Annotated in this window: 12 protein-coding genes; 9 read left to right on the plus strand and 3 right to left on the minus strand. The window is 73.1% G+C overall.

Features of this window, described 5'->3' with window-relative positions; genetic code table 11:
* The first annotated feature begins 39 nt into the window (after positions 1 to 39).
* From ACK1X7_RS21130 to ACK1X7_RS21140, 3 genes are all read left to right on the plus strand, one after another.
* Entirely contained in the window at positions 40 to 1,128 is a 1,089-nt protein-coding gene (locus ACK1X7_RS21130) for an ABC transporter ATP-binding protein (protein ID WP_385138835.1), read from the plus strand.
* Positions 1,125 to 2,150, plus strand: coding sequence for an ABC transporter ATP-binding protein (locus ACK1X7_RS21135; protein WP_390792146.1), 1,026 nt, complete (start codon positions 1,125 to 1,127; stop codon positions 2,148 to 2,150). Before ACK1X7_RS21130 ends, ACK1X7_RS21135 begins: the two co-directional genes overlap by 4 nt.
* Positions 2,151 to 2,229: 79 nt before the next feature.
* Entirely contained in the window at positions 2,230 to 4,140 is a 1,911-nt protein-coding gene (locus tag ACK1X7_RS21140; protein ID WP_413115511.1) for a gamma-glutamyltransferase family protein, read from the plus strand.
* Between the two features lie 285 nt (positions 4,141 to 4,425).
* On the opposite strand, the gene ACK1X7_RS21145 is transcribed toward ACK1X7_RS21140, so the two are convergent.
* Positions 4,426 to 4,788, minus strand: coding sequence for a DUF1330 domain-containing protein (locus ACK1X7_RS21145; protein ID WP_385138827.1), 363 nt, complete (start codon positions 4,786 to 4,788; stop codon positions 4,426 to 4,428).
* Positions 4,789 to 4,930: 142 nt separating this feature from the next.
* Positions 4,931 to 5,443: a hypothetical protein gene (locus ACK1X7_RS21150; protein WP_385138824.1), complete on the minus strand. Its 513-nt coding sequence runs from the start codon at positions 5,441 to 5,443 to the stop codon at positions 4,931 to 4,933.
* Between the two features lie 153 nt (positions 5,444 to 5,596).
* Here ACK1X7_RS21150 and ACK1X7_RS21155 point away from each other — a divergent pair, with 153 nt between their 5' ends.
* The 3 genes from ACK1X7_RS21155 (at position 5,597) to ACK1X7_RS21165 (ending at position 8,162) form a co-directional block, all read left to right on the plus strand.
* Positions 5,597 to 7,129 carry a PucR family transcriptional regulator gene (locus ACK1X7_RS21155; protein WP_413115512.1) on the plus strand — a complete coding sequence of 511 codons (1,533 nt, stop codon included), beginning with the start codon at positions 5,597 to 5,599 and terminating at the stop codon, positions 7,127 to 7,129.
* Positions 7,130 to 7,710: 581 nt separating this feature from the next.
* Positions 7,711 to 7,821 (plus strand): hypothetical protein, encoded by a 111-nt coding sequence (locus tag ACK1X7_RS21160; protein WP_385138818.1) that lies wholly within the window; start codon positions 7,711 to 7,713, stop codon positions 7,819 to 7,821.
* Complete coding sequence (locus tag ACK1X7_RS21165) at positions 7,818 to 8,162, plus strand: helix-turn-helix domain-containing protein (RefSeq protein WP_216347262.1); 345 nt, start codon at positions 7,818 to 7,820, stop codon at positions 8,160 to 8,162. The genes ACK1X7_RS21160 and ACK1X7_RS21165 overlap by 4 nt, the downstream gene beginning before the upstream one ends.
* A 122-nt stretch (positions 8,163 to 8,284) precedes the next feature.
* On the opposite strand, the gene mfd is transcribed toward ACK1X7_RS21165, so the two are convergent.
* A complete protein-coding gene (gene mfd, locus ACK1X7_RS21170; RefSeq protein WP_413115513.1) occupies positions 8,285 to 11,824 on the minus strand; it encodes a transcription-repair coupling factor in 3,540 nt (1,179 codons plus the stop codon).
* Positions 11,825 to 12,112: 288 nt separating this feature from the next.
* Between mfd and ACK1X7_RS21175 the strand changes: the two genes are divergently transcribed.
* The 3 genes from ACK1X7_RS21175 to ACK1X7_RS21185 are packed head-to-tail and all read left to right on the plus strand — an operon-like array spanning position 12,113 to position 13,689.
* The gene (locus ACK1X7_RS21175; RefSeq protein WP_385138812.1) at positions 12,113 to 12,424 is read left to right on the plus strand and encodes a gas vesicle protein; all 312 of its coding nucleotides are present in this window, start codon (positions 12,113 to 12,115) and stop codon (positions 12,422 to 12,424) included.
* A gap of 26 nt (positions 12,425 to 12,450) precedes the next feature.
* Complete coding sequence (gvpJ, locus tag ACK1X7_RS21180) at positions 12,451 to 12,957, plus strand: gas vesicle protein GvpJ (protein ID WP_413115514.1); 507 nt, start codon at positions 12,451 to 12,453, stop codon at positions 12,955 to 12,957.
* A 3-nt stretch (positions 12,958 to 12,960) separates the two neighbouring features.
* The gene (locus tag ACK1X7_RS21185; protein ID WP_390792150.1) at positions 12,961 to 13,689 is read left to right on the plus strand and encodes a GvpL/GvpF family gas vesicle protein; all 729 of its coding nucleotides are present in this window, start codon (positions 12,961 to 12,963) and stop codon (positions 13,687 to 13,689) included.
* Position 13,690 lies beyond the last annotated feature (1 nt).

Below are 13,690 nucleotides of genomic sequence, written 5' to 3' on the forward strand. Positions count from 1 at the left end.
CACGTCGGGAGAGCCGATGGCCGCGTCGGGAGAGAACCGATGACCGCCCCCGGAGAGATGACCGCCCCCGCGCCCCCTGCCCTGAGCGTGCGGGACCTGTCCGTGGTCTTCCGCACCCCGACCCGCGTGGTCCACGCGGTGGACGGGCTGTCGTACGACATCGCCGCCGGTGAAGTACTGGCCGTGGTCGGCGAGTCCGGCTGCGGCAAGTCCGTGACCTCCACCGCCGTGATGGGGCTGCTGCCGCCCACCGCACGTGTCGGCGGCTCCATCCGGCTGGGCGGACGGGAGCTGGTGGGGGCGGACGAGAAGGAGCTGCGGGACGTCCGCGGCCGGGAGATCGCGATGATCTTCCAGGAGCCGATGACCTCGCTGAACCCCGTCCTCACCATCGGCCGCCAGGTCGGCGAGGTCCTCCGGCGCCATCAGGGCCTCGACCGCCGCACGGCGCGCGAACGGGCCGTGGACGTGCTCGACCTCGTCGGCATCCCCGCCCCCGCCCAGCGGGCCCGCGACTATCCGCACCAGCTCAGCGGCGGTATGCGACAGCGGGTGATGATCGCCATCGCGATCGCCTGCGACCCCGCCGTACTCATCGCCGACGAGCCCACCACCGCGCTGGACGTCACCGTGCAGGCGGGCATCCTGGAGGTGCTCCAGTCCCTGCGGGAGCGGCTCGGCACCGCCATCGTGCTGATCACCCACGATCTGGGCGTGGTCGCCGACATCGCCGACCGGGTGCTGGTGATGTACGCGGGGCGGGGCGTCGAACAGGCCCCGGTGGACGAGCTGTTCACCGCGCCCCGCCATCCGTACACCCGCGGGCTGCTCGGCGCCGTGCCCGTCCCCGGACGGCGGCGGGCGGCGGGCGAACGGGGGCGGCTCCAGGAGATCCCCGGGCTGGTGCCGAGCCTCACCGAACAGCCCGACCGCTGCACCTTCCAGCCCCGCTGCTCCGCTGCCGATGAACGGTGCGGGGCGCAGCGGCCCGCGCTGCGGGTGCTGCGCGGGCGGCATCAGGCGGCGTGCTGGTATCCGGTGCCGGTCGATTCCGGGCAGCCGGACCGCCCCGAGCAGACCGAAGGCACAGAGCAGACAGAACGCCCCGATCAGGAGGCCGCCTCATGACCGCCGTCGTCGCGTCCGTGGAGGCGTCGCGGGATGACGCCGTGCTCGACATCAGCGGCCTCGTCCGTCACTTCACCGGCCCGGCCGGGACCGTCAAGGCGGTCGACGGGGTCAGCCTCAGCATCGGCCGGGGCGAGATCGTCGGCCTGGTCGGGGAGTCCGGCAGCGGCAAGTCGACGGTGGGGCGGTGCGCCGTACGGCTGGACCGGCCGACCGCGGGCAGCGTGACGATCAACGGCCGCGAGGTGACCCGGCTGTCGAGGCGGGCGCTGCGTCCGCTGCGCAAGGACTTCCACCTGGTCTTCCAGGACCCGTCGTCCTCGCTCGACCCCCGGATGACCGTGGGTGCCATCGTCGCCCAGCCGCTGCGGCTGCACCGCCTGGCGTCCGGCGACGCCCTGCGCGACCGGGTCGCCGCGCTGCTGGCCCAGGTGGGGCTGCGGCCCGAACTGGCGCGGCGGCGGCCCCATGAGCTCTCCGGCGGGCAGCGGCAGCGGGTCTCGATCGCCCGCGCGCTGTCGGTCGATCCACAGTTGCTGGTGGCCGACGAGCCGACGTCGGCGCTGGACGTCTCCGTTCAGGCGTCCGTGCTCAATCTGCTGGCGGATCTCCAGCGGGAGCGGCGCTTCGGCTGTCTGTTCATCACCCATGACCTGGCCGCGGTCGAGTACCTCGCCGACCGGATCGCGGTGATGTATCTGGGGCAGTTGGTGGAACAGGCCCCGGCCGCCGAGCTGTTCGCCGACCCCAAGCATCCGTACACCCAGGCACTGCTGTCCGCGGCGCCGGTGCCGGACCCGGCCGCGCAGCGGTCGCGCGCCCGGATCGTGCTCAGCGGGGAGCTGCCCAGCCCGCTGGATCCGCCCCCGGGCTGCCGCTTCCACACCCGCTGTCCGCTCGCCGTCGACCGCTGCCGCACCGAGCCGCCCGTGCTGCGCGGGCTTGCGGGCGGTGGCGGTCGGCAGGTCTCCTGCCATCTGGTGGCGGACGACGGAACGGCGCCGGACGCCTCGGCCCCCTGAGGACACCTCAGCCCCTGAGATCCGCCCGCACACCCGCCCCCGCACCCCGCACCCCCGTACGAGATCAGGAGCCCGCCGCATGTTCACCACCCGGCCCACCCTCCAGGGCACCCATGGCATGGTGTCCTCCACCCACTGGCTCGCCTCGCAGTCCGCCATGGCCGTCCTGGAGGACGGCGGCAACGCCTTCGACGCGGCCGTGGCCGCCGGGTTCGTCCTGCATGTGGTCGAGCCGCATCTGAACGGGCCCGCCGGTGAGGTGCCGATCATCCTCGCCCCGGCGGGCGGCGAACCCACCGTGCTGTGCGGCCAGGGCCCGGCCCCCGCCGGGGCCACCATCGACCACTACACGGCGCTCGGCCTCGACCTCGTCCCGGGCACCGGCCCGCTCGCGGCGGCGGTGCCCGGTGCGTTCGACGCCTGGATGGTGCTGCTGCGCGACCACGGGACCAAGCGGCTCGCCGAGGTGCTGCGGTACGCGATCGGCTACGCCGAGCACGGCCATCCCGCGGTCGAGCGGATCGGGGAGACGGTCGAGGCGGTACGGGAGCTGTTCGAGACCGAGTGGACGACCTCGGCCGAGCTGTATCTGCCGGACGGGGAGTCCCCCGCCGCCGGGCGGCTGCTCACCAACCCCGCGCTGGCGGCCACCTGGCGGCGGCTGATCGCCGAGGCGGAGGGGGCGGGGCCGGGGCGCGAGACACAGATCGAGGCGGCCCGCCGGGTCTGGCGCGAGGGCTTCATCGCGCGGGAGCTGGCGGACGCGGCGGCCCGGCCCGCGATGGACTCGTCCGGGCAGCGCCACGCCGGGGCGCTCACCGGGGACGATCTGGCCGCCTTCGAGGCCACGTACGAGGCGCCGGTCAGCCACTCCTGGAACGGCTGGACCGTGTGCAAGGCCGGGCCCTGGAGCCAGGGGCCGGTGCTGCTCCAGCAACTCGCCCTGCTGCCGGACGGGCTGACCGCGGACGACCTGGGCACGCCCGACTTTCTGCACACCCTGATCGAGGGCGGCAAGCTGGCCATGGCCGACCGCGAGGCGTGGTACGGGGACGCCGCGGATGTGCCGCTGGCGGAGCTGCTCTCCGGACCGTACAACGACGAGCGGCGGCGGCTGATCGGCGAGCGGGCCTCGTACGAGCTGCGCCCCGGGCACCCCGGAGGCCGTACGCCGCGGCTGAGCAAGCAGGCGCTGGCCGCCGTGGCCCGCGCGGCCTCCGGGGCGGCAGGACCGGCGGCCGGACCGGGCGGCGGGGAGCCGACGGTCGGCGGACCGGACCTGGGGCCGGCGCTGGGCGGACCGGCGGTGGGGGGATCGGCCGTTCGGGGATCGGCTCCGGGCGAACGGGCCGACGGCGAACCGGCCGTCGGGCCGGACGGGGTGACGCGCGGCGACACCTGCCATCTCGACGTCGTGGACCGCTGGGGCAACATGGTCGCGGCCACCCCCAGCGGCGGCTGGCTACAGTCCAACCCCGTCATCCCCGCGCTGGGCTTCCCGCTCGGCACCCGGCTCCAGATGACCTGGCTGGACCCCGGGCTGCCCAACTCCCTCACCCCCGGCCGCCGCCCCCGCACCACGCTCACCCCCTCGCTCGCGCTGCGCGGCGACACCCCCGTCATGGCCTTCGGGACGCCGGGCGGCGATCAGCAGGACCAGTGGAGCACGCACTTCTTCCTCGGGGTCGCGCTGCGGGCGCCGGTGCGCTCCGGACTGGATCTCCAGGGCGCCATCGACGCCCCCAACTGGCACCAGGAGTCCTTCCCCGGCTCCTTCCACCCGCGGGCGATGACGGCGGGACGGGTGGTCGTGGAGTCGCGGGTCGGCGAGACCGCCGTCGCGGAGCTGCGCCGCCGCGGCCACGATGTGGTGGTCGGCGAGCCCTGGTCGGAGGGACGGCTGTGCGCGGTCGCCCGCGATCCGGAGACGGGGGTGCTGCTGGGCGCCGCGAATCCGCGGGGCGCGCAGGGATACGCGGTGGGGCGCTGACGCCGGCGGCGGGCTGCTCCCCTCCCGCCCCTTCCCGACACCCTGACATTTGCGGCTCCGCCGCGTGCGGGGCTCCGCCCCGGCCCCCGGCCGCGTCGCCCCCAGGGGCGTGGGAAGGACCCGCCGGGTGGCGTGCGCGCCAAGCAGGTCGGAGGAAGTCCGCTACGGTTCGGGCGGCGACGGGAAGGGGCGCGGGGCTGTGCCGATGTGCGGCTCCGCCGCGTGGCCAGCCACGACGGCGCCGCGGTCGGCCGACGACGCGTCGCGACACTTCCAGCGGAGCGCTCAGCGGGCGTACCCGCTGGGGTCCGCGGACCGGAGCTTCTCGGCCCGCTTCAGCGGGTCGTAGCCGGGGTCGACACCCTCGACCAGGACCGCGACGCCCTCGATGTGGTCCGTGCGCAGCGGCAGGATGTCCTGATACGCGGGCGAGGCGTACCAGGTGCGGGCGTCCGCCATCCCGCCCGGGAACTCGATCAGCACCACACTGCCCGGCCACTCCCCCTCGACCACCTCCAGCTCGCCGCCGTGGATGACGAAGCGGCCGTGGAAGGGGTCGAGGGTGGCCTGGATCCGTTCCAGGTACTCGATGATGTCGGGGTGCGGGCTGCGGCCGCGCAGATGCGCGAGCGCGTAGGCGGCGGGCATGGCTCCTCCAAGTGCTCCGGCAAGTGCTCCGGGCTGATCGGCGGTTGGGTCCGGTCCGGCGGCTGCGGCGGACACCGATCAGCCTGTCGCGCCACGCCCGGGGCGTCGATTACCCCTGAGGTCATGGCGGCGGCCCCGGGGCTCAGTCGAGGATGCCCAGGTCCTCCCGCATGATCCGGCGCATCGTCGCCAGCCGGGGCTCGGCCTCCTTCAGTTCCAGCAGCGCGCCCGCCGCCGTCTCGCCGTCGCCTTGCAGGCCCCGGTCGATCCGTTTGGCCTGTGCGTCGATCCCGGCGAGCACCGTGTTGAGCGCGCGGGACGCTGCCAGGACCCGTTCGGGGACGATCATCTGCGCCTCGGCGTAACGGTCCCGGTAGTCGCGGCGGGCCTCCTCCAGCCGGACCCGGTCCTCGTCCGTGTACACGTCGTCGCGGATCCGGTGCAGCGCGTCCTTGAGGAGGGTGTGGAACTGCCGGGAGGCGCGGTTCATCGCGGTGTAGGCGGTCCGGCGCTCCTCGACGCGGCGCCGCCGGTCCTCCCTGCGCGCGTCCTCCTCGCGTTGGCGTACCGTCATGCGCTGCTGAAGGACGGGCGCGAAGAGGGTGCCGAGGATGCCGACGACGGCGGTGATCATGGCGGCTATGACGGTGGACACCGGCCGAGCCTAGCCGCGCCCCTTCCGTTGGCCCCCTCCCTTGGCCCCCTCCCTTGGCCCCTTCCCTTGGCCGCTTCCCTTGGCCGCCGCCGATCCCGCAGACCGGTCCGAGCCCCTTCGGGAACCCAGGCGATCGGAACTAATGTGCTGTTTATGCCCGCCTCGCCCTCCGACGTGCGCGCCGACCGCGCCGACAACGTTCTCGCCCTCGCCCGGCTGGCCTCCAGGCGCGGGGCGGTACGGGACATGCTCGGCTGGCTGACCCGGCGCACCGGGGGCCCGGCCGTGCTGGTCGGGGACACGGGCCGGGTGCTAGCCGGGCCGGGCGGGGAACACGACCCGGCGGTGGCGCGGCCGGCCGCCGACGCGGCCGTCGAGCTGCACCGGCGCGGGGCGCCGTCCGCCGTGCTGGGCGGGGGCGAGGGGCCCCCGGTGCATCTGATCGCGCTCGACACCGACCCGAGTACGTATCTGGCCGTCATCGGGCCGGACGATCCGCACTGCGGAATGCTGCTCGCCGACGCCGCCCGCACCCTCGCCCTGTGCTGGCGGCTGGAGCAGGCCGAACGGGCGCGGCGGCGGATCGAATCGGCCGAGGAGCACAGCCGGGAGGCGGTGCTGCATCTGCTGATGGTGGGCAGCGTGCCCGCCGCGCAGCGGATCGCGGGGGCGCTGCGGCCGGCGCTGCCCGGGGTGGTCCAGATGTATGTGATCGAGTGTCCGCAGCCCCGGCGGCGCGAGATCGCCCGGCGGATCGACCGCGAGGCAGGCGGCGCGGCGTGGATCGTGCCGTGCCCGGTGCGCCCGAACCACGTCCTCGCGCTCGTACCACCGGAGACGACTGGTCCGGCCACCGAGGCGGGACCGGCCACGGCGAGCGATGACCCGCACCCCCCGCTCCCCGAATCGCTGGACCTGCTGATCGTCCGCCTCGTGCCGGAGTGCCGGGTCGGGGTGAGCGCGGCGGTCGCGCTGCGGGACACGCCGACCGCCTATGAGCAGGCCATCCACGCACTGGCGGTGGCCCGTAACGCCCCCGAGCGCCGCGCCGGTTTCGGCGGCGACGTGGATGTGACCGTACTGGCGGGCCCGGAGGGCCATCTGTGGGCGAGCGAACTCCTGGCGCCCTGCGTGCGCTACGCCCCGGCCCGCCGCGCCGACCCCGGCCCGCAGGAGCTGCTGGGCACACTCGGGTCGTGGCTCAGCTTCGGTGGAGCGGCCAGCCGCCATCTGAAGATCCACCGCAATACGCTCGCCGCGCGGCTGCGCCATCTCGATGAGCTGCTGGGCGTGGAGGTCAGCCGCAGCCTGGCCGCGCAGTCGGCCGCCTGGCTCGCCCTGCGGCTGCACACCGCGCCGCAGGCCGCGGCGGCCCGCGCCCAGGCCCCGCCGGGGCCCATCGCCACGCTGGACGCGGTGCTGGGCACACCCGCCGCCGGGACCTGGGCCCGGGCCCAGTTGCGCCCCCTGGAAGAGGCCAGGCCCACCGCCGGTCTGGAGACCGTACGCACCTGGCTGCGCGCCGACGCCCGTCTCCCCGCGGCGGCCGCCGCCCTCGGCATCTCGCTGCCGGGCGCGCGCAAGCGCCTGACCAGGGCGGAGGACGTACTGGGCCGGTCCCTGCTGACCGCGCCGAGCGCGAAGTACGAACTGTGGCTGGCGATGCGGGCACTGGGCTCGCTCTGAGGAGCCGGGGCACCGCGATTCGCCTCAGCGCGCTCCCCGTTCGCGGCCGTACTCACCGTTCACCAGAGCACTCACCGTTCGAACGGGAACCACCGCACACCCTCACTGTGCACATCGTTCCTCGCCGCCGCTGCCGCGGCCGCCTAATGTCCTGAACTGGCCCAGCCCGCCGGGCCTCACGATCCGGGGCGGCCGCCGCGCGACGACGGGGGTGTCGCGCGCGGCCCGCCCCTGTCCCCGCCCGGCGCCGAGCCACCCATGCGAGTGAATGGTCCGGCAATAAAAGCATGCGCTTCTACAAGCGACTGCTTATACTCGTCCGTGGCGTGGTCAATCAACATCCATGACGAGGTGGCCGACTGGTTCCTCGCCCTATGTGCTCACGATCCGCATTCGGCCGACTCGGTGGAGCAGGCCATCGAGCTGCTTGCCGACATAGGACCGAGCCTCGGTCGTCCTATGGCCGATGTGATCCACGGCAGCTCGATGAAGAACCTCAAGGAGTTACGCCCGGGCTCGGGGGCCGGACCGAAATCCGCATCCTCTTCGTCTTCGACCCCGACCGGGAGTGCATCCTTCTCGTGGCGGGCGACAAGGCGGGCAATTGGCGACGCTGGTACGACACCGCCGTGCCACTCGCCGAGGAGCGCTACCGGCAGTACCTCGACCACAAGGAGAAGGCGGCGGAATGAGCGGTTTCACCTCGTGGGACGAGGTCAAGAGGAGCGCCGAGCGGATCCGCCGTGAGGCCCACCCCGAAGTGGGCGAGGCCGAGTGGGCGGTTCGCAAGGAGGCGGCACGTCTCCAGCAGGAGGCCCACCTGTTGGGCCATCACCTACAGCGGCTGCGGAGGGAGCGGGGGCTCACCCAGCAGCAGGCCGCCGTCCAGCTCGGCATCACCCAGGCCCGAGTCTCCCAACTGGAGCAGGGCAAGGCGGTGGACCTCACGGCGATGCGCGCCTATGCGCAGGCCTTGGGCGCCCGGCTGACACTCGTGCTCGAAGTCGACGATCAACAGATCCGCATCGCCTGAGCGCGATCGCGCCCCGGCGCCGCGCGGCCCGCCCGTCCCCGCCCGGCGCCGGGCCATGAGCACCGGCACCGGGCGGGCCGCGGCGACGCACCGGCGCGCGTGTCAGGGCCCCAGGATCGTTGTCACGACCCCAGGATCGTCGTCAGGAACTCCCCCGTCCATGCCAGCAGCTCCCGCCCCACCAGCGGCTTTCCGCCGATGCGGGCGGTTGCGGGGCGGGGGACCAGGACCTGCTTGGTGGCCGGTTTGATCACCGTGCGCTGGTAGAGGCGCTTGAGGCGCAGTTCCTGGGATTCGCGGAGCTCCACCGGGGAGAAGCGGATGTTGGAGCCCTGAAGGGTGATGTCGGTGACGCCGCAGGCGCGGGCCAGCAGGCGCAGGCCCGCGACCAGGAGGAGGTTCTCCACCGGCTCGGGGAGCTTGCCGTAGCGGTCGGTGAGCTCCTCGCGGACGGCGCGGATGTCGTCCTCGCTGCCGGCGGAGGCGATGGCGCGGTACGCCTGGAGGCGCAGCCGCTCGCCGGGGGCGTAGTCGTGCGGGACGTGTGCGTCGACCGGCAGCTCGATCTTGACCTCCAGCGGCGCTTCCTCCTCCTCACCGCCCTCGATCGAGGCCCGGTAGTCGGCGACGGCCTCGCCGACCATCCGTACGTACAGATCGAAGCCGACGCCCGCGATATGGCCGGACTGCTCGCCGCCGAGCAGATTGCCCGCGCCGCGGATCTCCAGGTCCTTCATCGCCACATACATGCCCGCGCCCATCTCGGTGTGCTGGGCGATCGTGGCCAGCCGCTCATGGGCGGTCTCGGTGAGCGGCTTCTCCGGCGGATAGAGGAAGTACGCGTAACCGCGGTCGCGGCCGCGGCCGACCCGGCCGCGCAACTGGTGCAACTGGGAGAGGCCGAAGTTGTCGCCGCGCTCGACGATCAGTGTGTTGGCGTTGGAGATGTCGATACCGGACTCGACGATGGTCGTGGAGACCAGCACATCGAACTTCTTCTCCCAGAAGTCGACCACGACCTGTTCCAGGGCGGTCTCCGACATCTGGCCGTGGGCGGTGGCGATCCGCGCCTCGGGGACGATCTCGCGCAGCTTCGCCGCGGCCCGGTCGATGGACTCCACCCGGTTGTGGATGTAGAAGACCTGGCCCTCGCGGAGCAGCTCACGGCGGATCGCCGCGCCGATCTGCTTCTGCTCGTACGGCCCGACGAAGGTCAGCACCGGGTGCCGCTCCTCCGGCGGGGTGGTGATCGTGGACATCTCGCGGATGCCGGTGACCGCCATCTCCAGGGTGCGCGGGATGGGGGTGGCGGACATGGTCAGCACGTCCACATTGGCGCGGAGCTTCTTCAGTTGCTCCTTGTGCTCGACGCCGAAGCGCTGCTCCTCGTCCACGATGACCAGGCCCAGGTCCTTGAACTTGGTCTCGGAGGAGAAGAGCCGGTGGGTGCCGATGACGATGTCGACCGCGCCGTCCTTCAGCCCCTCAAGCACCGCCTTGGCCTCGGTGTCGGTCTGGAAGCGGGAGAGCGCCCTGACGTTGACGGGGAACTGGCCGTACCGCTCGCCGAAGGTGCCGAAGTGCTGCTGCACCAGCAGGGTCGTGGGCACCAGCACCGCGACCTGCTTACCGTCCTGGACCGCCTTGAAGGCCGCGCGGACCGCGATCTCGGTCTTGCCGTAGCCGACGTCGCCGCAGATCAGCCGGTCCATCGGAACCGACTTCTCCATGTCCTCCTTGACCTCGGCGATGGTGGTGAGCTGATCGGGGGTCTCCGCGTACGGGAAGGCGTCCTCCAGCTCGCGCTGCCAGGGGGTGTCCGCGCCGAAGGCATGGCCGGGCGCCGCCATCCGGGCGGAGTAGAGCTTGATCAGGTCGGCGGCGATCTCCTTGACGGCCTTCTTGGCGCGCGCCTTGGTCTTGGTCCAGTCGGCCCCGCCGAGCCGGTGCAGGGTCGGCGCCTCCCCGCCCACGTACTTGGTGACCTGCTCGAGCTGGTCGGTGGGGACGAAGAGCCGGTCGCCGGGCTGGCCGCGCTTGGCCGGGGCGTACTCCACCACCAGATACTCACGGGTGGCGCCCTGGACGGTGCGCTGCACCATCTCGATATAGCGGCCCACGCCGTGCTGCTCGTGGACGATGAAGTCGCCCGCTTCGAGGGTGAGCGGATCGATGGTCTTACGGCGGCGCGCGGGCATCCGCGCCCCGTCCTTGCCCGCGGCCTTCTGCCCGGACAGATCCGTCTCGGTCAGCACGGCCACCTTCAGGGCCGGATCGACGAATCCGTAGTCGATCGAGCCGCAGGACACATGCACCACGGACGGCTTGATCTCGGTGAGGTCGCCGTCCAGCCGGGCCGCGATCCCCTCGCCGCCGAGCACCTCGACGGTGCGGGAGGCGGGGCCGTGGCCCTCGGTCACATAGACCGTGCGCCAGCCGTCGGCGAGCCAGCCCTTGGTGTCGGCCAGCGCCCGGGCGGTGTCGCCGCGGTAGCTCTCGGTGGCGTGCATGCCCAGCTTGACGGTGTCCGCGTCGAGTTCCTCGTCGGCCGCGAAGGGGCTCACCGACCACCACATCATGTCCAGCTCACGGGCCCGGTCGCGGACGTCCGCGATGCCCCACAGGGAGGCCGCGCCGACATCGATCGGGGCCTCGCCGCCCCCGGCCGTGGCCGCCCACGACGCTTGCAGGAACTCCTGGCTGGTGGCCACCAGGTCCGCCGCCCGGGTGCGCACCCGCTCCGGGTCGCAGACGACCGTCATGCTGCCCTTCGGAAGGACGTCCAGCAGCAGCTCCATGTCGTCCACCAGGACGGGGGCCAGGGACTCCATGCCCTCGACCGCGATCCCCTCGGCGATCTTGCCGAGCAGCTCGCCCAGTTCGGGGTGGGCCTCGGCGAGGGCCGCGGCCCGCTCCCGCACCTGGTCGGTCAGCAGCAGCTCCCGGCACGGCGGCGCCCACAGGCCGTGCTCGGCGACCTCCAGGGAGCGCTGGTCGGCCACCTTGAAGTAGCGGATCTCCTCGACGTCGTCGCCCCAGAACTCGATCCGGAGCGGATGCTCCTCGGTCGGCGGGAAGACGTCCAGGATGCCGCCGCGCACGGCGAACTCGCCGCGCTTCTCGACCAGCTCCACCCGGGAGTACGCGGCGGCGGCGAGCCCGTCCACGATCTCCTCCAGATCGGCGGTCCCCCCGGCCCGCAGGCTCACCGGCTCCAGGTCCCCCAGCCCCTTGACCTGCGGTTGCAGCACCGACCGCACGGGCGCGACGACGACCGAGACCGGGCCCGCCGTCGGGTCGTCCTCGCGCGGATGGGCCAGCCTGCGCAGCACCGCGAGGCGCCGCCCGACCGTGTCCGAGCGCGGGGAGAGCCGCTCATGCGGCAGCGTCTCCCAGGACGGGTACTCCACCACTGTGTTTTCGAGTCCTGGCGGCATCAGCGAGCGCAGCGCGGCCGCCAGGTCCTCCGCCTCCCGGCCGGTGGCGGTCACCGCGAGCACGGGACGGCCCGCGGAGCGCGCCAGCGCGGCGATGGCGAACGGGCGGGCGGCCGGCGGGCCGACCAGATCGACGTGGGGACGATTGCCATCGGCGGCGCCGCGCACCGCCTCGGCGAGCGCGGGGTCCTTGACGACGACGTCGAGCAGACCGGTGAGGCTCATAAAGGGGTATTCCATCCCGGAGGCGGACAACGCGAACGACCCGACACGTGTCACGGGCCGGGGGTCTTCCAGAGTACGGCCACCCGACGACAATCTCCGCCGGTGCGTCGTCCGCCCGAGCTCCTGTGGATCGCGTCCCGATCAGCCCGGGGTCGCGCTCGAGCACCCGGCCCGGCCCACCCGCGTCCGGCCCATGACGACAGGCGGCCGTCCGGCCCATCACGACAGGCGGCCGTTCGGCCCATCACGACAGGCGGCCGGACACGCCCTGTGATCACACTGATGCACATGGCAGAGCGAGAGACGCGCCCGTCGCCCACCAGAACGAGCCCCGGGTCCCGGCCGCCCAAACCGGCCGAGGCCGCCCGGCAGGCATGCGACCAGCTCGCCTCACTGATCGTCCATGAGCCGGAGGGCGTCAGCGGGGTGACCCGCCACGAGGACGGCTGGGTGGTCAGCGTGGACGTTCTCGAGGTCGCCCGGATCCCCGACACCACCAGCCTGCTGGCCACCTACGAGGTGCGCGTCGACCAGCGGGGCGAGCTCCAGGAATACCGGAGGGTCCGCCGCTACCGGCGCGGTGCGGCCGACGACTGCTGAGACGACAGCCGAAAGGATGGCCCGAGATGCCCACTGGCACATACACGGAAGAGGTCGTCTGCGTCCAGCGGACCGGCACCCTCTACGACGTCCTGGAACTGATCCTCGACCGGGGCATGGTGATCGACGTCTTCATCCGGGTCTCCCTCGTCGGCATCGAGATCCTGAAGATCGACGCCCGCATCGTGGTCGCCAGCGTGGACACCTACCTGCGCTTCGCCGAAGCCTGCAACCGCTTGGACCTCGAATTCGACCGCAGCAGCACGACCGTTCCCGAACTGCTGGGCGGGGTCGCGGGCGGCGGCGGGAGTCCGGCCGGGCGGATGGCCGCCGGCCTCGGCAAGAAGAAGGCCAAGAAGGCGGTGAAAGGCGTGGGAGAGAAGGTCAAGCACACCGTCGGGGTCGGCGACGACGAGGAGGAGGAAGAGGAATGGGAGGAGCCGGAGGAGCGGGAGAGCCGCCCCCGGCGGCGCACCGCCGCCACCGGCGCCCGCTCCCGCCGCCGTTCCGGTTCGTCGTACGAGGAGGACTGATCCATGACCGCGCCCCGGAGCGTGTATGTCTACGGCGTCGTCCGCGCCTCGCACACGGTGCCGCCCGGCCGCACCGGAGTGGGCGAGCGGCCCGCCCCGGTCCGTGTCCTGCGGGCCGGTGCGCTGGCCGCGGTGATCAGCGACGCTCCGGCCCGGCTGCGCGCCAAGCGGCGCGACCTCCTCGCCCACCAGGACCTCGCCCTGGCGCTGGCGGCGGACGGGCCGGTGCTGCCGATGCGCTTCGGGATGATCGCCCCCGACGAGGAGTCGGTGCGGCAGCAGTTGCTGTCGTCCCAGAACGACTGCCTGACCACGCTCGAACGCGTCGACGGGCGGGTCGAGATGAACCTCAAGGCGCTGCCCACCGAGGCCGACCTGGGCTCGCTGGTACGGGAGGACCCCGAGGTGAGCCGGTTGCGCACCGCCGCCCGCCGGGCCCCGGGGTACGAGGCCAGCGTGCGGCTCGGCGAGGCCGTGGCGCGCGGGCTCAGGCGCAGGGCGGCCGCCGCCGCGGCCGCGGTGCTCGCGGAGCTGTCCGCCGTGGCGGACGCCAAGGTGCACGGCCCGGAGGTCGAGGGATGCGTGCTCAACGTGTCGTTCCTGCTGGACCGGCGCGCGGAGCGGCGGTTCCAGGGTGTGGTGGAGCGCTTCGCGGCCGGCCACCGCGACCGGGTCGAGCTGCGGCTCACCGGGCCGCTGCCCTGCTACAGCTTCGCGGAAGGCCAGGTCTGAC

Source organism: Streptomyces sp. CY-1, from assembly GCF_047218265.1.
Lineage (GTDB): Bacteria > Actinomycetota > Actinomycetes > Streptomycetales > Streptomycetaceae > Streptomyces > Streptomyces niphimycinicus.